Here is an 18452-nt window from a genome sequence, read left to right as displayed (position 1 = left end):
TTAAACCTTAGACCACCAAGCCGGTCGCGACGACGGCGAGCAGATAGGTCGCCGTCGCCGACAGCAGAGCCAGCCCGGCGCGGTAGCCGACCAGCGCGCGGTCCAGTCCGCGGTGTAGCCCCGTCGACAGCGCGGTCAGAACGACGGCGAGGACGAGGACGTACCAGCCGATGACGACGCCGAGCGTGGCCGTATCGACCGCGGCAACCGGACCGACCGCGCGGACTCGGCCCGACAGCGCGACCGTCACACCGCCGACGAGCGGACCGAACAGCCCGGCGGTGTTCGAGAAGGTGGCGGTGACCTGTTCGAGGTCGCGTCTGGTCGCCCGCTCGACCGCCCGGAGGTCGTCGAGGTGTTCCCCCATCGCCGCCACCGCTGTCCCGGCCGGCGGTCCGATGCTGGCCGCCGCCGCCAGCAGCGACGCCATCCGGCGAGCCCGACGGCTGGGCAGGGTCACGAGCGGGCCGTGGTCGCCGCCGAAGGCGCGCTCGACGCCGACGCCGAGGGTCCGCTGTCGGGCCGCCGCCGCGTCGAGCAGTTTCGCGGTCGCTTTCGGCGTCGCCGCCACCGCCGCTTCCAGTGCTGTCTCGACGGACTCCCCCCGGTCGAGGCGGCGACCGACCGCAGTCAGGGCGTCGGGGAGTCCGCGCTCGACGGCGTCGACGCGCGCCCGGACCTGCCGGACCGGCCTGTAGTAGACGACCAACGCCGTCCCCGCGGCGGACCCGGTGGCCGCCACCGGCGGGCTCCACGGCGGAAGCGCGAGCGCGGCGACCACCCACGCGGCGGCCCCGCAACACGCCCCCAGCGCCAGCGCCGGCCACCGGTGCGAGGGCACGTCGGGGTGACACCGGGGCACGCGCACCGGCGGGAACGCGACCGGGCGCTTCCCCAGCAGCCACCCGGCCGCGACGAGCAGTACGCCGGGGAATGCGACCCCGTACAGCGCGGCCAGTACGCCGTCGGTCACCGGGAGCCCGGCCGCGCCGGCCGCCGGGAGCAGCGACGCGAGCGCGAGCGGGACGAGGACGCCGAAGGCGTACAGCGCCGTCGCCGGCCCGCGGAGCGCGCCCGCGAAACGCGCCATCTCGTCGCGGGTCCCGTCGAGGACGCACCGACGGGCGGCCGCGAGCTGCTCCGGACGCTCTGTCGGCGGCGCGGCGACGGCGCGTTCGACGCTGTTGACCGCACGGTCGAGCGCCGGGAACGCGTCGTTCCACCGGTCGGCGAACGACTCGAGCCCGCTCCGGGGCGTCTGTCTCGCTCGCCGCTGCTGGGTGTCGAGACTCGCCGCCAGCAGGCCGTCGCAGGTCTCGGCTGTGAACGAGACTGCCCGCTCGGCTGTGGGCCACAGTGCCGCGCCGAGCGTCAGCGTGGCGACGAGCGCCGGCGCGGCCCCGAGTGCGCGAACCCGCCGTGCTCGGGCGGCGAACGGGACGCCGTACCGGCCCAGTACCGCGGTTCCGACGCCGAGCCCGAGCAGTCCGACGCCGGCGACGACGCCGACCGGGCCCCCCGCCGCGGCGAGTGCGACGAGGCCGAGACACCACGCGAGCGTTGCGGCCGCGTAGCTGGCCCCGAGGAGCCGCCCGGGGTCGGCGTCGAGGTCCAGCAGCCGGCACGCTCGGCTGTACTCGTCCGGGGCCGCGACGGCGACCGGCCAGCGGCCGGCGAGCGCGACGGGGATCACGACCCGCTCTCACTCCGGCCGGCGGCGGGTGACACGTTCCCGACCTCCGCCCGCTCGAAGCGGGCCGTTTGGTCGGCGAGTTCGCCCCGAACGTCGGCGTAGGACTCGCTCGGGGCGGCCAGCGCATCGACGAGATGGCTGTTCCCGCGTTCGATGCGGCCCGTCGCCGCGGCCGACCGACCGGTCCGCTCGAAGAGGTGCTCGAAGGCGGCCCCGCCGTTCCGCTCGTGGACCTCCGCGACGCTGGTGACACCGCGACCACCGGGGCAGTCCGGCGGCGCGAGCGTCACGACGAGGTCCGTCGCGGCGAACGACCGCTCGGGGACGCCGAGGTCGGTGACGAGGCGCTCGCGGACCCCGTCACAGCCGTCGCCGTGAATCGTCCCCAGCACCGCGCCGTCGCCGCCGCCGACCCGCATCGCCTCGTAGAGGACGCTGGCTTCCTCGCCCCGGACTTCACCGACGACGAGCGCACCCTCGCCGAGTCGGAGCGCGGTCCTGAGCGCCGCCGTCGCGTCTATCGACGGCCCGTCGCCCGACGCCGTCCGGAGCGGCTGCACGTCGCGCCCGTCGGACTGGAGCGGCGACACCGGCAGTTCCGGCGTGTCCTCGATGACGAGCGTCCTGACGGCCCGCGGGAGTTCCCACAGCAACGCGCCCAGCGTCGTCGTCTTGCCCGCGCCGCGGGGGCCGGCGACGAGACACGCCGCGCCTCGCTCGACGGCGAGCGAGAGCAAGGCCGCGACCCGCGGCGGGAACGTCCCGTTGCCGACGAGGTCCGAGAGCCGCCAAATGTCGTCGTCGTGGGCGCGGAAAGCGAAGGCGACGCCGTCGCTGACCGGCTCGGTGACGCCGGCGACTCGCACCCGGCGGCCGGCGACGGTCGCCGTCGCGTCGAGGGTCGGGCTGGCCCGGGAGAACGCCCGCCCGCTGGTGCGCCGGAACCGGGACGCCAGCGCCGCCGCGCCGTCGGCGGTCAGCCTGACGTTCGTCCGTCTGGCCTCACCGTCGACCCGGACGCGAAGCCGCGTCTCGGTCACCGGGGCCGTCACGAACACGTCCGAAACCAGCGGGTCCGAGAAGAGGTCCGCGAGCACGCCGTGGCCGCGGGTGTGTTTCGCCAGCGTCTCGCCGACGACCGCGGCGTCGTCGGCGACCGCCTGCGCGGCGTCGTGCGGGGACTCGTCGTCACCCCGGGGTGCGGCCGCGAGGCGCTCGCTGGCGGCCGAGAGCGCGGCGAGTCGGTCGTCGTCGAACCGGGTCGCGCGGGGTTCGACGTGGTACCGGTCGACGGTGTCGTCGCCGGTGTCGTAGCGCCTGACGACGGCCCCGGTGTCGGTCGTCCGACGGTCGACGAGTCGGCCGTCGGTCGGCGGACGTGTCCGGACGCGGGTGTCGCTGACCGCGGGGCCGACGTACGGGGCCAGTACGGACTCGTAGTCGTCGCCCTGCTCGGCCGCGACGGCCAGCCCGGTCGTCGCCGCGAGGTCCGCGACCGGCCCGCTCCGTCCGGTCGCTTCGGTCGCGGCCGCCAGCGGGTCCCGGCGCGTCCGGGCCGCAAGCCGCTCGTCGCGAGCCGCGACGCTGGCCGCGAACCGCCCCGCCGCGACGAGCAGCGCCGCCGCGCCGTCGAGATACGCCCGCTCGCGCCCGCGGCGCTCGGTGACGACCGCCGACGCGTCGTCGCCGGCGAGCGCGCCGACTACCGTCGCACGACAGGCCGGTTCGGTCGCCACGTCGCCGCCGCCCGGACAGTCGGTGCTGTCGACGGTCAGGACCGCGCCGTCGCGTTCCGGGACACACTCACAGCGGCCGTCGTCGCCGTCGCCGAACCACCCCCGGTCGCTGAACCACTCACGCATGCGCCGCGTTGGCCGCGGTATCGGACTTAAACCGTCGGACCCGGAACGCGCGGCGGCCGTCGACGCGGCGCAACTCGAAGACGAGCGTGTGCGTGCCGGCGGCCGCGAGCACGAGCGGACCGCCGCCGGCCCGTCGGACCGGGACACCGACGAGACGCGCCGCGTCGCGGCCGCGGTCGCCGACCGACCACTGTGCGACCGCGACGCCGTCTCGCGTCGAGAACCGGACGACGTCGACGCCCGCGCTCGTCGCCGTCGCGCCGGGGACGCGGAACTCGACGACGGCGCGGGCGTAGCCGCGGCGGGTGGCGTCGTCGGTCGCGGCGACGCGGTCGAGTCGGTCGGCGAGGGCCGTTAGCTGTCGCTCGACGGCCGCGTCGGCGGCGTCGGCCCGGGCGGTCGAGACCGCCGGCGCGCTGACCGCGACAAGCGCCGTCGTGAGGACGGCGGCGACGAGCAGTCGGACTATCACAGCAGCGACCGGATGCGCGTCACGAGGCCGGCGTCGCCGCCGTCGTCCGTCCGCCCGCCCTCGTCGGTCGCCGACGGTGTTGCCGACGCCGGTCCGTCACCGCCCGCGCGGTCCCGCGGACTCATCGCTGGGTCGCCGGTCGGGCGCTCTGGATCTGTGCCGCCCTCGTCGAGCCGTCGCTCCAGTTTCTCGACCGCCGCCAGCGCGGCGTCGGCCCGCCGCTCGACGTCCTCGTTGACCGAGCGGACGTTGCCGACGTACCCCCGGACCGCCTGCGTCGCCGCTTCGAGTTCCTGCGTCTCCGATTCGAGGGCATCGAGGCGCTCCTCGACGGCCTCGACCCGCGCTTCGAGCGCTGCGGCGTCGGCCGCCTCGGGGAAGGTGTGGTCGCCGTCGGTCACGGCCCGCTCGACGGTCCGCACGCGTTCTGTGAGCGTCTCTACGTCGGTCATGGCCAGCCCTGCGTCCGTCCCGGTACTTCAACCTACGGCGCGACCCCGAAAGCCTATCCTTCCGGGCCTGAGAAACACCCGTATGACCGTATCACATCCGGGACAGCGCGTGGCCGTACTGGCCGACGCGCAGAACCTCTATCACACGGCCCGGAGTCTCTACTCGCGCAACATCGACTACGCCGCGCTCTTGGAGGAGGCCGTCGACGGCCGGACGCTGAGTCGCGCCATCGCCTACGTCATCCGCGCCGACGCGCCCGACGAGGAGTCCTTCTTCGAGGCGCTCGTCGACATCGGCTTCGAGACCCGTATCAAGGAGATAAAGACGTTCGGCGACGGCTCGAAGAAGGCCGACTGGGACGTGGGGATGAGCTTAGACGCCGTCACGCTGGCGAAACACAACGACGCCGTCGTCCTCTGTACCGGCGACGGCGACTTCGCTCGCCTCTGTCGGTACCTCCGCCACGAGGGCTGTCGCGTCGAGGCGATGGGGTTCGAGGCCTCGGCCGCCGAGGAACTCAAAGCCGCGACCGACGGGTTCGTCGACATGAGCGACGATCCCGACCGCTTCCTGCTGTAGCGGCCGCTGGTCGGCGGCGTCTCGGAGAAGGGTGCTGGTTCAGACCGGGCGGCCGTCTTCGGACGTGCCGACCAGCAGTGCGCCGGCGGCGAGTCCGAGCGCCGCGGCCGCGGCCCCGACGGCCGGCACGGCGATGTCGATTGTCCCCGCACCGAGGATGAGCGCGCTGCTGACGAACAGCAACACGGCACCGAGCAGTACTTTGCGCTTGTCCGTTGCCATACCGACCCCTTAGAGGTCATTCGGTATAAATTTCCCCGAAATCGCCCGACGGAAGTGCGTTAGTAAGTCACACGCACGACAAACTGTCCCGCAGTCGTCGGTCCCGACCCCTTCCCGCCGACCGAAAGGCCGTTACCCCCGCGGTGCTCACGACCGACGATGACCGACCGCGAACTCCGGAGCCTCCGCCGGACCGCCGACTACCAGTTCGGTCGGGGGGCCGGCCGCGCGCTGTTCCCCGACGCCGACGCCATCGAGGTCACGCACACCAGTTCGGGCCGCCCCCGGCAGGTCCACACCGACGACGGCCGCCTCGCCACCTACGCCAGCGACGGGCGGTACGTGCTGGGTCTCGCCGGCGGCCGGAGCCTCGCCGCCAGTTTCGACCCGCCGCGACACCGCGTCGTCGTCGGCGACGAGAGCGACCCGTTCGTCCGCGAGGGTCGCAACGCCTTCGCCAAGTTCGTCCAGCGGGCGGACCCCGAGCTCCGGCCCGGCGACGAGGCGCTAGTCGTCCACGAGGACGGCGGCCTGCTCGCGGTCGGCCGGGCCGAACTCCCCGGTGCGGGCATGGCCGACTTCGAGACTGGGATGGCCGTCAAGGTCCGCGCGGGTGCCGAGGACTGACCGAAAGCATATACCGCGGCTCCCGATACGGCCGTCATGCGCCGTCGTGCCCTCCTCGCGGCCCTCTCAACGCTCCCGGTCGGCGGCTGTCTGGCCCCCGATACCGCCGATGGTCCCGTCGACTCGGCGACACCGGCCGACACGTCGCCGGGGACGCCGTTACCGACTCACGCGACGCCGGCCGATACGTCGACCGTGACTCCCGACCCCGAGGACCCGATTCTGTTCGTCGTCTCGAACCGGACCGAGCGCGAGCGGACGGTCTCCCTCCGAGTCGCCCGCGGCGAGACAGTGCTGCTTGACCGGCCCGTGACGCTCGCGCCGTCGGCGAGCGCGGAGTTCGACCCCGGTATCGCCGCACCCGGCGAGTACGCGATTACTGCCGCCGTGACCGACGGCCCGTCGCGGACCGTCGAGCGCGCTATCGGCCCGTACGACGTTCGGACGGGAGCGAACCACTTCGTCGAACTCACCGACGGCGGTCTCCGCATCTACTGGGAGGAGTAGTCAGAGCACGAGCCCGGACTGGAGCGCCCAGACCAGCACCGTCACCGTCAGCGCGCTCCCGACCGTCGTCAGGAGCACGGTCGCGCTGACGAACTCGCCGGGCGGGCGCTCGGTCGACTCGGCGCTGAACGCACCGACGAGGATGAGCGTCGTCACGCCCGTCGGCGTCGCCAACAGGAGGACGACGACGCGGGCGACCGTCGTGTTCTGAAAGCCGACGGCGAGTACCGCGGCCAGCGCCAGCACGGGGGCGAGCAGGAGGCGAAGCCCGCTGGCGACGCCGACCGACCGGAGGTCGCTGCTCCCGTCGACGTTCGACAACTGGATGCCGAGGATGAGCAGCATCACCGGGATGGAGGCGTTGCCCAGCAGTTCCAGCGTCTGCATCAGCGTCGAGTCGGTCGGCGGCACCGCGCCGAGCCACCGGAGGGCGAGCGCGACGACGACGGCGTACACGAGGGGCACGCCGAACACGCGGCGCATGTCCGCAAGCGGACTCCCGCCGCTCCCGCGGGCCGCGACGTAGATGCCGACGGTGTACAGCATCACGCCCTGCAGCGCGGTCACGAGGACCGCTGTGCTGCGCCCGGTCGCCCCGAACGCGAAGTCGGCCAGCGGGATACCGTAGTTCCCGGTGTTGGGAAACGCCGCCACGAGGACGAACGCGCCAAGTAGCGGCTCCCGGTGGCCGGTCAGCCGACCGACGCCCTCGGCGACCGCGAGCATCGCCGCGGTGAACGCACCCACCGCCAACACGACGCTCAGAATCGTCCCGCCGCCCAGCGTCGACGTGGTGAGGCTGTGGAGGACCAGCGCGGGCGCGAGGACGTAGACGGTGACGGCGTTGAGCGCGTCGGGGTCGACGCCTCGCGTTCGCCCCAAGGCGAATCCCGCAGCGGCGACGCCGACGACCGGGAGGATGGCCGTGGCGAAGATGGAGAGCAGCGACACGGCGGGGATGGACGGGCGAGCCTTAGAACCGTTACGAATCCGATGGGTAGGGCCGGCCTGCCGCCGACCGACGGGTCGCTACGCTTTTCTGCCCGGCCCCGCCACTCACAGGTATGTTCGGCGGAGGCGGCGGGATGAACCCGCGCAAGATGAAGCAGATGATGGAACAGATGGGCATCGACATGGAGGACATCGATGCCGAGGAGGTAATCATCCGGACCCCCGACGAGGAACTCGTGTTCACCGACGCGGAGGTCCAACTGATGGCCGCGCAGGGCCAGAAGACCTATCAGGTCGTCGGCGACCCGGAGAGCCGCGAGCGGAGCGGCGACGCGGCCGCTGACGCTACGAGCGGTGACGACAACGACACCGCGACCGACGACGGCGTCGACGAGGACGACGTGGAACTGGTCGCCATGCGGGCCGGCGTCGACGAGGACACCGCCCGGCAGGCGCTCGCCGACAACGACGGCGACCTCGCGGACGCCGTCGACCAGTTGGAGTAGCGTGGCGTACCTCTTCGTCAGCGACGAGCGCGAGTACCTGCTGGAACCCGGCGAGCGCTTCGAGTCCGACCTCGGCATCCTCGAAGTCCCGACGGACGTGGAGCCGGGCGACGTGGTCGAGACCCACCTTGGGACGGCCTTCACCGTCCGTGCGCTGCGGGGTCCTGACCTCTTTACGCACCTCGAACGGACCGGCGCGCCGATGATGCCTCGCGACATCGGGTTGGTTCTCGGGAAGACCGGCGTCGCCGCCGGCGACCGGGTGCTCGACGCGGGCACCGGCACCGGCGTCCTCGCGGCCTACATGGGCCGGACCGGGGCCGACGTGGTCACCTACGAGCGCGACCCCGACTTCGCGGACGTGGCCCGCGAGAACATGGCGACGGCGGGCGTCGCCGACACTGTGGACGTGCGGACAGGCGACGTGACCGACGACCTGAACGACCTCGCGGGGTTCGACGTGGTGACGCTGGACACCGAGGACGCCGCCGCCGTCGTCGAGCGCGCCCCGACGCTGCTGGGGCGCGGTGGCGCGCTGTCGGTGTACGCGCCGTTCGTCGAGCAGTCCCGGGCGGCCGTCACGGCCGCCGAGGACGCCGGACTGACGGCCATCGAGACGCTGGACACGGTGCAACGGGAGATGGACTTCGACGACCGCGGCTCGCGCCCGTCGACGGCCGGCGTCGGCCACACCGGCTATCTCACCTTCGCCCGGCGGCCCTGAGCGCCGCCGCTGCCCGTTTTCCGGGCCGCCCGTTCTCTCTACCCGACTGCGCGCACGAGGTCGAGCAGTTCGTCGCGGTACTCGCCGGGACCGCGTTCGAGGCGCGCCGGCGGGTCGTCGAGACCGAGCACCGCCGCGACCGGTTCGTCGGGGTACGCGCCGGCGGCGACGCGGAAGCCGTCCCCGTGCCAGACGGCGACCCAGCCAGTCACCGACAGCGCGGCGTCGACGCCGTCGAGGGCGAGACGCCCCGTGTAGGTCCGGAGGCGCGCTCGGTCGCCGGAGTCGACCCGGACCCGCTCGCGTCGCCCCTGCTGGACGCCCTCGAACCCTCGCTCGCGCAGCTCGTCCCCGAAAGCCGATTGGGCCTCCGAGCGGACCGTCGGCAGAATCATCGCCGGCCCGATGCCCGGTGCAAGCGGGGGCGTGAACGTCAGCGCCGTGGCGAAGAAGAAGCGCCACTGTTGGTCGACGCCGGCCGCCTCGCTGGCCGCCGTGCGGGTCGCGGCGTCGTCGTACAGCAGCGTCGCCCCCTCGACGCTCGCGGTCGGGAGCCGGAACACCGTCTCGACGCTCCGGTCGACGCGCTCCCAGCCGCTGTCGCGCAGGCGGTCGTCCGGCACCGTCGGGAACGCGGCGTCTGGCACGCTATCGCCTCAGTGGTCGTCCTCGCGCCACTTGTGTTCGCACTCGGTGCAGGTGAAAAACCGAGTCTCGGACTCGTCGGCCGCGCGGATCTGTTTCATCTCGTAGAAGGCGGTGTCGTTGCCACACTCGGGGCACCGCTCGTTGGTCGTCGGCCCCATGTCGCCGGCGTCGACTTCGGAGGTGTCGACGATTTCGGACTCCTCTTGGCCCTGCGTGGTGACGGCCATCTCCTGTTCGGTCTCGGCGTTGCGCGCCTTCTCGAACCCGCAGCTGTCACAGACCCAGCGGTCGCCCTCGGTCTTCATCATCGAACCGCAGTCGTCGCAAAACTCCATTGTTGGGCACGTGTAGGTGGCCGGCCCGTGTTAAGGATTCCTCATACCGCCCGTCGCCGGTTCGAGGGGTCTCGCGTCGCCATCACTCGTTTTCGACCCACGCGGAACACGGCTCCATGTCGTCCATCAACTCGCCGTGAAAGGAACAGTACGGCTCGATGTCGCCGTCGTGCATCACGTACTCGAAGTGCCGGCAGTTACCGCAGTAGGTGTCTGGCTCGCCCCGGTGGGTAGCCGTCTCGGTGATAGTGTCGTGGCCCGTCGCGGCGGTGCCGCCGTCGGTCGACGCCGAGGCCTCCGGGCCGGCGCTCGCCACGTCGGGGTCCAGCGAATGTTCGCTCGGGCCGGTCGGAGTCGTCCCGGCCGCCGACCCCGCGGACTGCCGTCGGCTCGGTTCGTTGTCCCGGGACTTCGACTCCGCGCTCTCCGTCGCCGCGTCGCCGCCCAGCACCTCGGCTCCGCCGCTGTCGCCGCCGTCGCTGACTGGCGCGTCGGCCCGGTTCGTCTGCGTCTCCACGTCACCGTCCGGGTCCCGGCCGAAGAAGCCGATACCGCCCATCCCGGGCAGCGAGCGCGCCTCCTCGACGAGTTCGATGGTCCCCTCCTCGGTGACCGCCATCCGGGCGGTGCCGCCGGGATCGCTCCGGGTCTTGAACGTCGCCACGGCGAGGAACAGACACCAGAACGTCGTCAGGACACCGGCGGCGTAGACCACGCCCGTCCCGAGCGCCAGCAGCGGCTCGCTGCTCATCCAGCTGTACGGGTAGAGGTGCTGGAACGCGGCGACGCCGAGGACCGCGAGGCCCGTGCCGGCAAGCGCGCCCGCCCGGACCCGGCGACCGGTCGGGAGGACGGCGAAGACGCCGAGCATCACCGCCGGAAGGCCGAGGCCGGCGACGACCCCGGCGACCCTGCGGGCGGCGTACTCACCGCTGGCGACGGCACTGCCGGCGTCCGTCGTGGCGATGGCGATGGCACCGACGAGGCCCGCGGCACCCGCGAGGAACAACCCGCCCCCGACGAGTTGCTGCCGCCGCGACGCGGCGCGGGCCGCGCTCCCCTCGTACACGTCCGTGAGACTGGTCATGAGCGTCTCTATGACCGCTCCCGTCAAAACTACCCGTCAGACACGCGCAAGACACGCGGACGCGGGAGAGCGCGTGTCGGTCCGCTCCGAAACCCACAAGCGCGCACCTCGCCAACGGCGGGGCAATGAAGCCACTCGAACGGTACCGGCCCATCGTCGACGACTTCGCGGCGCTCCGTACGGCCTGTGAGCGTCCGCTCCCGTCGGTGGTCCGGGTCAACGACATCAAGGCCTCGCCCGAGCGGGTCGGCCGGGCGCTCGACGACGCCGACATCGCCCACGAGGCCGTCGACTGGCACGACGGTCTGTTCGTCCTGCCTGAGGACTCCGCGGGGGGCAACTGGCCGTACTTCCACGGCTGGATTCACGGGCAGGAGGAGGTGTCGGCCGTCCCCGCGGCCGTCCTCGACCCCGACCCCGGCGAACGGGTCTGGGACGCCTGTGCCGCGCCGGGGAGCAAGACGACGCAACTGGCCGCGCTGATGGACGACACCGGGGCGGTGGTGGCGACCGACGACAACCTCGGACGCATCTCCGCGCTCCGGTCGAATACGGAGCGACTGGGCGCGACCAACGTCGCCGTCACCCACGAGGACGCCCGCAACCACTCGCTGAAGCCCTTCGGCGGCGCGACCTACGACCGCGCGCTCGTCGACGTGCCCTGCTCGTGTGAGGGGACCATCCGGAAGAACCCCGACACCTTCGAGGACTGGTCGCTGTCCCACGTCGAGGGTATCTCCGGCGTCCAGAAGGGCGTACTCACCCGCGCCGTGCAGGTCACCGACCCCGGCGGCACCGTCGTCTACTCGACGTGTACGTTCGCACCCGAGGAGAACGAGGCCGTGCTGGACTACGCGCTCGCCGAGGCGGACTGCGAACTCGCCGAGTTCGACCTGCCCCTCGCCCACACCGACGGCGTCACCGAGTGGGACGGCGAGGAGTACGACCCCGCCGTCGCGGCGGCGAAGCGCATCTACCCCCACCACAACGACACGGGCGGGTTCTTCTGTGCGAAACTGGAGGTGACCGGATGAGCAACGACAGCACCGTGTTCACGCGCCTGCCCGCCACCGACGCCGAGCGCGAGGCCCCGGAACGAGCGACCCGCGCCGAGGTCCTCGACTTCTGGGACGACCGCTTCGGCGTCCCGCCCGAGACGTTCGCTGACCACACCTTCTGGGAGCGCGGTGCCGGCAAGGTGTGGGTCGCCCGCGGCGACCCGCCTTCGCCCGTCGACGCCGAGGGGCTGGGGATGGCGTTCCTCCGGACCCGGCAGGAACACTGGAAACCGACGCTGGAAGCCGTCCAGCGGTTCGGCCATCGCGCCACCGAGAACGTCGTCCACCTCGACGACGAGCGGGCCGCGGCCTTCGCCGCCGGCGAGGACCGAAACATGGACTGGGACGGCGACTGGGGCTACCTCGTGGTCACCCGCGACCTCGCGGGCAGGCCCGAACCCGTCGGCGTCGGCCTGTACGTCTACGGCGAACTCCGCTCGCAGGTCCCGAAGGGTCGCCGGCGCGACCTCTGACAGCGGGGTAGGTTTATCACCGAACCCGGGACCATCCCCGCCGTGACCTGACCGTCGCCGCGGCGCGGCCAGCGGTCGCGCACCACTCCGCGCCGCGGACGCCCGTGGTGCCTGCTCGCCCCGTCAGTCGGTTTTCTGTCCCGTCGCACCGTCCGGTCGTCTCCGTGCCGGCCGACCGTCCCCGGTCACTCGCGCTCCCGGACCGTCCCGCCGCTCAGCCCGTCCCACTCGACGCGGTAGCCCAGCCGCGAGAGGACGGCGCTGGCGTCGTCGAGACCCCGCTCGCCGAGGACCGACTCGGCTTCGGCCAGCGACAACCCCGCCTCGATGTCGTCGGCCAGCGCGTCCAGCACGGCGGGCCGGACCAGTGTCCGCCCGACTCGTTCGTGTTCCGGGAACGGCAGGTCCTCGACGACCGCCTCGCTCACGCCGTGGTCGGCCGCCACGTCGGCGAGTCCCACCACGTCCGCCTCGGGACGGAGTTCGTCGGGCAGTCGCGCTGTCCCCTCGGCGACCAGTTCGTCCTCGTAGGGGCGCAGCGCGTCCCGCACGTCTTTGACTCGGACCGTCCCCGAGTACGGAATCGCGCGGTGGTCGCTGGCCTCGATGGCCTCGCCGACACCGAGGGACTCGTCGACCGCGACCAGCATCGCCACGTCTTCGAGGTCGGCCAGCCGCGAGAGCTTCTTCTCGACGTATTCGGGGGTCCAAAAGCCCATTATCTCGAAGAACACGCGGAAGTCGGCGTCGGGGTCGACGGCGTCCCGGACCGCGTCGTCCCCGCCGGGTACCCACTCGAAGGCAAAGTCGGGGACGACGACGTACTCGCCGGCTTCGAGCGGCTCCGGCTCGCGGACCAGCCGCCAGTCCAACCCCAGCGCTCCGAACCGCGCGGCGAAGTCCGCCTCGACGCCGCTGTCGTAGGTGACCTCCGCCAGCGGCTCCACGTCGGGGACCGAAACGTCGCCCGCCGAGAGCCGCAGTTCCCGCTCGGTCCCGCGGTCGTCGACGGTCGCCGTCAGCTCCCAGTCGTTCGATTTGGCGACCGTCCGGAGGAGCCGCGCGAAGCCGGTCCCGTAGCGGCGCGTGTTCGAGAACAGCGCGTCCGGCCCGGTGACGACGAGTTCCCGCCCCGTCGGCGTCTCTCGGACCTCGTACAGCAGGCGGAAGCGCTTGACCGCCGAGACAAGTGTGGTCGGGTCGGTCGACCGAACCCGGAGTTCGGTAGCGTCGAACAGTGCCGTCTGTGCCAGCGAGAGGTTGTACTGCTCGACCAGTTGCTCGGGCGACCAGCGCACGTCTACCGCCGCGAGCACCTGCCGCTCCTCCAAGTCGGCGTAGAGCCCGTCCGCGAGTGTCTCGGCGTCCGTTCCGAAGTGGTCCGCGGCGGCGGCCAGCGCCCGCTCGCGCTCGTCGTCGGTGACCACGCCGACCGATTCGGCGGCCTCGAACACCTGCCGACGCGCCCGCACCGGGTCGACGGCGGCCCGCGTCTCGAACGTCGTGCCGCGCTCGACGAGCTTTGCGAACCCGCGGACGAGCTTGAAATCGTCGGCCTCGCGCTCGACGTCCGTCAGGGCCTCCTGCAGGCGCGCCCGGGGCTCGCCGACGTGGCCCTGATAGACGCCGAGGACGCGAGCCGCCAGCCGCTCGGCCTCGTCGCCGACGAACTGTGGGTGGTAGCCGCCGCCGGCCCGCGAGACGCGCAGGAGGTCCTTCGTCAGCACGCCCGAGAGTGCGGGCGGGCGCTACAAAGGCTCACCGCCGTCGGCGCGCGACCCGCTCCTCGGCGGTCTCCTCGGTGACGAGTTCGTACAGCAAGGCGCGCGAGCCGTCGGCCTTCGGCCGCAGGACGCGGCCGAGCCGCTGGGTAAACTCCCGCTCGGAGCCGCTGCCCGAGAGCACGACGGCGACGTTCGCGTCGGGCACGTCGACGCCCTCGTCCAGCACGTTGGCCGTGACGACCCGCGAGTAGTCGCCTTCGCGGAACCGTGCCAGTATCTCGCGGCGCTCGGCGGCGCTCGTCTCGTGGGTGATAGCCGGCAGCAGGAACCGCTCGGAGAGGCGGTAGACGAGGTCCGTGTGGGCCGTGAAGACGATGACGCGGTCCCCGCGGTGGCGGTCGAGGATGTCGGCCAGCCGGTCGACTTTCCGCCGGGCGTTCATCATCACCTCCCGGGCCCGCTGCTTGGCGAGCAGCGCCTCGCGGGCCCGCGGGTCCGAGCCCGAGCGCTTGACGAGTTCCTGATAGTCGCTGCCCGACCGCAACTGGATGTTCGAGGACTCGAGGTAGTCGGTGAACGTCCCTTGATGGGTCTCGTAGCGCTCGCGCTCGTCGTCGGTCAGCGCCACCTCGATGCGCTTGATGTCGTAGTCCGCGAGGTGCTCGCCGGCGAGGTCGTCGACGGCGACCGACCGGACCAGCGGCCCGACCAGTTCCGTGACAGCCTCGTGTGCGCCGTCGGGGCGTTCGAACGTGGCCGTCAGGCCGAGGCGCGCCGGCGCGGCGAGCAGGCGGGCGATGTCGCGGTATCCCTCGCCGCCGAGGTGATGGACCTCGTCGAAGACAACCAAGCCGAACCGGTCGCCGAGTTCGTCGGCCCGGAGGTACGCCGAGTCGTAGGTGGCGACTGTCACGTCGGCGACGCGCTGTTCGCCCCCGCCTAGCCGGCCGATGGGCGCGTCGAACTCCCGTCGGAGTTCGCGCTCCCACTGCTCCAGCAGGTCGATGGTCGGCACGACGACGAGCGTCGGCGTGCCGAGCGCGACCATGGCCGCGATGCCGATGACCGTCTTCCCGCTCCCGGTCGGCAGTTCGAGCGACCCGCGGTCGCCGGCGTCACGCCACGCCGACAGGGCCGCCTGCTGGTACTCGCGCAGGTCGTAGGTCGTCGTCAGCGAGAGGTCCGGAAGGGGGAGGACGCGGTCCTCGTACGCGACGCCGCGCTCGTCGAGGGCGGCGCGGAGGTCGGCGTACCGGTAGCCGGGCGCGCGGGCGGCCTTCGAGCGCGGGTCGCGCTCGACGCCGGGGAGGTCGGCCGGTACGTCGCCGTCGAGTCGGACAGTTCCCGACTCGAAGGTGAGCCTGAGCGACACGCCCACAGTTCGGCGGCGGCCGGTGTTAACCGTGTGGGACGGGGTAAAAACGTATAGGAATAGAAACACAAGATGAAACGATGGCCCACTGGAGCGACCCCGACGAGTCCGACCCGCGGACGTGGCGCGGCGAGCGACCGCACGAGGACCTCCGGCGGGGCGACGACCGGCTGTCGGTGCTCGAACGCGCCGAGCGCTCGCCGCTGCCTTACCAGTACGAGGCCGACGTACACCACACCGACGAGGTGGCGGCGGAGTTCCGGTCGCGGACGTACGCTAACGCCCGGGTCGTCTACAACGCCGGCGTCGACGTCAAGCGCCGCATCAAGCTTCTCACCCGCGGCGTACTCTGGGGCGACGCGGACCGGACCCAGCGGTTCAAAGCCCAGTACCGCCGCGAGCCGCCACCGACCGACAGTGCGCCCTTCGACGAGTACACCGTCTGGACGCGCTACCAGTTCGGCCACATCGACCGGCAGACCGGCGAGGTCAGGTTCGTCGCCGACGACAGCGACGCCGAGGAGACGATGCGGACCCTCGATTGGGACGACCTCTACGAACCGGTCCGGGAGCGGCTGGTCGAACTCGAACTCGTCCGGAACCCGGCGTTCGCCCGCTATCGGCTGGTCGAACTGGACGAGTGGGAGACCTACGGCACGCAGTTGCGGTACGACACCGACGCGTTCGCCCTCGGTCCGTAAGTCGCCGCGACGACACTGGCGGCCCGAGTCGACAGGCGGATTAGCGTCGCGGTCGAGGTGTCGATGATGCGAGCACGCCTCGCGTGGCTGGCCGCGGCCGTGGCCGGCGCGCTGGAGCGAGCGGGCGTCATCGACCGCCGCCGCCTCGGCGAGACGGTCGACCTCGCGTGGCCGCGGGTCGTCACCGGCTTCGCCATCATGTCGAAGCGGGCCGCGGACGTGGCTATCGTGGGTTGGGCGCTGGGCCCGCCGGCCGTCGCCGGCCTCGCGTTCGCCAACGTCTACTGGCAGGTCGGGAAGTTCCTCGGCATCGGGCTGGCCGGGGGCACCATCAGCCTCGTCTCGCAGAACTACGGCGGCGACGCGGGCGGGCGAGCGGCGCTGGTCGTCGAGCAGAGCCTCGGAGTGGCGCTCTTCCTCGCCGTCCCCCTCGTGGCCGCGCTGGTGACGTTTGCGACGCCACTCGTCGGACTGTTCGGTCCCGAGACGGACGTGCTGGGCTACGGGAGCCGGTATCTCGCTGTCGCCGCGCCAGCGCTCGGCTTCGAGTTCTGCAACCTCGTCGCCAGCCGGACCTACGCCGCCGGCAACGACACCATGACGCCGATGGCGTTCCGGGCGGGCGGCGCGGTCCTCAACGTCGTCATCTCGGCGGCGTTGGTGTTCGGGGCCGGGATGGGCGTCGTCGGCGCGGCGCTCGGGACGACCCTCTCGACCGTGCTGGTGACGCTGGCGTTCTCGTGGGGGATGTTCGGCCGCGAGTACTGGGGCCGCGGTGCCAGCCCGGTCGCGCTCTCGTCGGCCCCGCCCCACCTCGACATCGGCTTGGTCCGGCAGCTACTCCGGGTGAGCGCGCCGCTGATGGCGCGCCGCGTCGCCGAGGGGCTCGTGGCGTTCCCGATGCTCGCTATCGCCGGCCGCTTTGGCTCGGACGTGGTCGCCGCGCTGGAGGTCGGCCGGCGCGTCCGCGGACTGGTCAACAGCTTCGGCTGGGGGTTCAGCATCGCGTCGAGTTCGCTCGTCGGCCAGCGGCTGGGTGCCGGCGACGAGACCGACGCCACGGCCTACGGAGCCGCCATCCTCCGGCTGTCGAGCGTGGTCTACGTCGTCGCGGCGGCGGCCGTCGTCGCCCTGTCGGCCCCCATCGCCCTGCTGTTCGTCGGCGACGCCAGTGCCGTCCCGGCCGCGCGGGCGTTCGTCGTCGTCGCCGCCGTCAGCGTCGTGCCGTTGGGCGTCGGCGGCTCCGCGACCGGTGCCCTGCGCGGTGCCGGCGACACGCGCTACCCGTTGGCCGCGTCGCTTGCGGGGCGGTACCTGTTCGCGCTCCCGGTCGCCGCCGCGGCGCTGGTGACGCCGCTTGGCGTCGCCGGCCTGTACCTCGCGCTCGTCTTGGAGACGCTGGTGCCGGCGGTGCTCAACACCCGGCGGTTCTACGACGGGACATGGCGCTCGCTCAGCCGTCGGTACCGGCCGACGACGGACTGAGACCGGCCGCCACGGCGTCGCCGGTCGCTACCGGTTCGGGACGGCGAGATGCGGACCCGCCGGACGGCACGCCGGATGCCCGCCACGCGGTTTCTGAATCCTTTTACCCGTGTGACGCCTCCGTGGAGGTATGACCGAGCAGGACACAGCCGACGGCGTCGACGCGACCGCGACCGACGGGGAAGCGGCCACGGACGGGGACTCCGAGGCCGGCCCCGACGGAGCGGCCGACGAGGGCGGTGCCGGGGCGGTCTCCCTCGACGACATCGCCGCGGACTACGACGGCGGGGTCGACGACGAACTCGTCGACCGGGTCGCCGACGCGGAGCCCGAGGACGTGGCCCGCGAACTGGCCGCGCTGCGGACCCGCGTCGACGGCCTCGAAGGGCAAGTCGACGCACAGACCGCGGAGATAGACGAACTGGAGGCGAAGCTCAAGCGCAAGCAGGCCGACTTCCAGAACTACAAGAAGCGGATGGAGAAGCGCCGCGAGCAGGAGAAAGAGCGGGCCACGGAGGACCTCGTCGAGCGGTTGCTGGACGTGCGTGACAACCTCGACCGGGCCTTGGAGCAGGACGCGGACGCGGACATTCGGGGCGGCGTCGAGTCGACGCTCCGACAACTCGACGACGTCCTCGACGCGGAGAACGTCGACGTGGTCGACCCTGACCCCGGCACCGAGGTCGACCCCACCCGCCATCAGGTGCTCGCGCAGGTCGAGAGCGACGCCGAAGCGGGCACCATCGCCGACGTGCACCGTCTCGGTTACGAGATGGCCGGGAAGATGCTCCGCGAGGCCCAAGTGACAGTCAGCCGCGAGGAGTAGGCCGGAGCGCGCTGTTTGCGGTGCGTGATATAGCCTCCGGTCGCTACGTTTCGAACCGTATAAAACCGACGGCAGGCGCGCCCTCCGGACCGTTCGCGGGTCGGCCAATCTAGCAACTTTTAACCGGCCGAATCCGATAGGAGCGTG

The 18452-nt window shown here is 72.2% G+C and carries 21 protein-coding genes; 10 read left to right on the top strand and 11 right to left on the bottom strand.

Going from position 1 to position 18452, the window contains the following annotated elements; translation table 11 throughout:
- Window positions 1-7: 7 nt before the first annotated feature.
- The 4 genes from ACV7JO_RS09170 to ACV7JO_RS09155 are packed head-to-tail and all read right to left on the bottom strand — an operon-like array spanning window position 8 to window position 4479.
- Window positions 8-1693 (bottom strand): type II secretion system F family protein, encoded by a 1686-nt coding sequence (locus ACV7JO_RS09170; RefSeq protein ID WP_470353107.1) that lies wholly within the window; start codon window positions 1691-1693, stop codon window positions 8-10.
- Window positions 1690-3555 carry an ATPase, T2SS/T4P/T4SS family gene (locus ACV7JO_RS09165; protein WP_470353106.1) on the bottom strand — a complete coding sequence of 622 codons (1866 nt, stop codon included), beginning with the start codon at window positions 3553-3555 and terminating at the stop codon, window positions 1690-1692. The genes ACV7JO_RS09170 and ACV7JO_RS09165 overlap by 4 nt, the downstream gene beginning before the upstream one ends.
- Window positions 3548-4027 (bottom strand): DUF7311 family protein, encoded by a 480-nt coding sequence (locus ACV7JO_RS09160; RefSeq protein WP_470353105.1) that lies wholly within the window; start codon window positions 4025-4027, stop codon window positions 3548-3550. The genes ACV7JO_RS09165 and ACV7JO_RS09160 overlap by 8 nt, the downstream gene beginning before the upstream one ends.
- Window positions 4024-4479 (bottom strand): DUF7310 family coiled-coil domain-containing protein, encoded by a 456-nt coding sequence (locus tag ACV7JO_RS09155; RefSeq protein WP_470353104.1) that lies wholly within the window; start codon window positions 4477-4479, stop codon window positions 4024-4026. Before ACV7JO_RS09155 ends, ACV7JO_RS09160 begins: the two co-directional genes overlap by 4 nt.
- An 82-nt stretch (window positions 4480-4561) precedes the next feature.
- Here ACV7JO_RS09155 and ACV7JO_RS09150 point away from each other — a divergent pair, with 82 nt between their 5' ends.
- Window positions 4562-5059 carry a LabA-like NYN domain-containing protein gene (locus tag ACV7JO_RS09150; RefSeq protein ID WP_470353103.1) on the top strand — a complete coding sequence of 166 codons (498 nt, stop codon included), beginning with the start codon at window positions 4562-4564 and terminating at the stop codon, window positions 5057-5059.
- Window positions 5060-5098: 39 nt separating this feature from the next.
- Here ACV7JO_RS09150 and ACV7JO_RS09145 read toward each other — a convergent pair whose 3' ends face one another.
- Window positions 5099-5281 carry a DUF8178 family membrane protein gene (locus tag ACV7JO_RS09145; protein WP_470353102.1) on the bottom strand — a complete coding sequence of 61 codons (183 nt, stop codon included), beginning with the start codon at window positions 5279-5281 and terminating at the stop codon, window positions 5099-5101.
- Between the two features lie 159 nt (window positions 5282-5440).
- On the opposite strand from ACV7JO_RS09145, the gene ACV7JO_RS09140 reads away from it, so the two are divergent.
- Both ACV7JO_RS09140 and ACV7JO_RS09135 read left to right on the top strand, forming a co-directional pair.
- Window positions 5441-5908, top strand: a complete 468-nt coding sequence (locus ACV7JO_RS09140) for a PUA domain-containing protein (RefSeq protein WP_470353101.1) — start codon at window positions 5441-5443, stop codon at window positions 5906-5908.
- A gap of 36 nt (window positions 5909-5944) precedes the next feature.
- Entirely contained in the window at window positions 5945-6415 is a 471-nt protein-coding gene (locus tag ACV7JO_RS09135) for a hypothetical protein (RefSeq protein WP_470353100.1), read from the top strand.
- Here ACV7JO_RS09135 and ACV7JO_RS09130 read toward each other — a convergent pair whose 3' ends face one another.
- Window positions 6416-7366 (bottom strand): AEC family transporter, encoded by a 951-nt coding sequence (locus ACV7JO_RS09130; protein ID WP_470353099.1) that lies wholly within the window; start codon window positions 7364-7366, stop codon window positions 6416-6418. It abuts the gene before it with no gap.
- 113 nt (window positions 7367-7479) lie between these two features.
- Between ACV7JO_RS09130 and ACV7JO_RS09125 the strand changes: the two genes are divergently transcribed.
- Together ACV7JO_RS09125 and ACV7JO_RS09120 are read left to right on the top strand one after the other, a co-directional pair.
- A complete protein-coding gene (locus ACV7JO_RS09125) occupies window positions 7480-7872 on the top strand; it encodes a nascent polypeptide-associated complex protein (protein ID WP_470353098.1) in 393 nt (130 codons plus the stop codon).
- Between the two features lies 1 nt (window position 7873).
- A complete protein-coding gene (locus tag ACV7JO_RS09120) occupies window positions 7874-8596 on the top strand; it encodes a methyltransferase domain-containing protein (RefSeq protein WP_470353097.1) in 723 nt (240 codons plus the stop codon).
- 38 nt (window positions 8597-8634) lie between these two features.
- Here ACV7JO_RS09120 and ACV7JO_RS09115 read toward each other — a convergent pair whose 3' ends face one another.
- From ACV7JO_RS09115 to ACV7JO_RS09105, 3 genes are all read right to left on the bottom strand, one after another.
- Window positions 8635-9243, bottom strand: coding sequence for a DUF6517 family protein (locus ACV7JO_RS09115; RefSeq protein WP_470353096.1), 609 nt, complete (start codon window positions 9241-9243; stop codon window positions 8635-8637).
- 9 nt (window positions 9244-9252) lie between these two features.
- On the bottom strand, window positions 9253-9579 hold the full coding sequence (locus ACV7JO_RS09110; protein WP_470353095.1) for a transcription factor S: 327 nt from the start codon (window positions 9577-9579) through the stop codon (window positions 9253-9255).
- Between the two features lie 82 nt (window positions 9580-9661).
- Window positions 9662-10666, bottom strand: coding sequence for a cell division protein CdpA domain-containing protein (locus ACV7JO_RS09105; RefSeq protein WP_470353094.1), 1005 nt, complete (start codon window positions 10664-10666; stop codon window positions 9662-9664).
- Window positions 10667-10791: 125 nt separating this feature from the next.
- On the opposite strand from ACV7JO_RS09105, the gene ACV7JO_RS09100 reads away from it, so the two are divergent.
- Together ACV7JO_RS09100 and ACV7JO_RS09095 are read left to right on the top strand one after the other, a co-directional pair.
- Entirely contained in the window at window positions 10792-11700 is a 909-nt protein-coding gene (locus ACV7JO_RS09100) for an RsmB/NOP family class I SAM-dependent RNA methyltransferase (protein WP_470353093.1), read from the top strand.
- Complete coding sequence (locus ACV7JO_RS09095) at window positions 11697-12197, top strand: DUF7122 family protein (protein WP_470353092.1); 501 nt, start codon at window positions 11697-11699, stop codon at window positions 12195-12197. The genes ACV7JO_RS09100 and ACV7JO_RS09095 overlap by 4 nt, the downstream gene beginning before the upstream one ends.
- Before the next feature lie 185 nt (window positions 12198-12382).
- Here the strand turns inward: ACV7JO_RS09095 and ACV7JO_RS09090 are convergent, their stop codons facing one another.
- Together ACV7JO_RS09090 and ACV7JO_RS09085 are read right to left on the bottom strand one after the other, a co-directional pair.
- Window positions 12383-13924 carry a DUF790 family protein gene (locus ACV7JO_RS09090; protein WP_470353091.1) on the bottom strand — a complete coding sequence of 514 codons (1542 nt, stop codon included), beginning with the start codon at window positions 13922-13924 and terminating at the stop codon, window positions 12383-12385.
- A 31-nt stretch (window positions 13925-13955) separates the two neighbouring features.
- Window positions 13956-15293 carry a DEAD/DEAH box helicase family protein gene (locus ACV7JO_RS09085; protein WP_470353090.1) on the bottom strand — a complete coding sequence of 446 codons (1338 nt, stop codon included), beginning with the start codon at window positions 15291-15293 and terminating at the stop codon, window positions 13956-13958.
- Window positions 15294-15373: 80 nt separating this feature from the next.
- Here ACV7JO_RS09085 and ACV7JO_RS09080 point away from each other — a divergent pair, with 80 nt between their 5' ends.
- From ACV7JO_RS09080 to ACV7JO_RS09070, 3 genes are all read left to right on the top strand, one after another.
- Window positions 15374-15994, top strand: coding sequence for a hypothetical protein (locus ACV7JO_RS09080; RefSeq protein WP_470353089.1), 621 nt, complete (start codon window positions 15374-15376; stop codon window positions 15992-15994).
- Between the two features lie 66 nt (window positions 15995-16060).
- Window positions 16061-17479, top strand: a complete 1419-nt coding sequence (locus tag ACV7JO_RS09075) for an MATE family efflux transporter (RefSeq protein WP_470355765.1) — start codon at window positions 16061-16063, stop codon at window positions 17477-17479.
- Between the two features lie 130 nt (window positions 17480-17609).
- Window positions 17610-18305 carry a nucleotide exchange factor GrpE gene (locus ACV7JO_RS09070; RefSeq protein WP_470353088.1) on the top strand — a complete coding sequence of 232 codons (696 nt, stop codon included), beginning with the start codon at window positions 17610-17612 and terminating at the stop codon, window positions 18303-18305.
- The last annotated feature ends 147 nt before the right edge of the window (window positions 18306-18452 follow it).

Source organism: Haloarcula sp. MBLA0138 (assembly GCF_055632455.1).
This window is presented reverse-complemented; position numbering and strand designations above follow the sequence as displayed.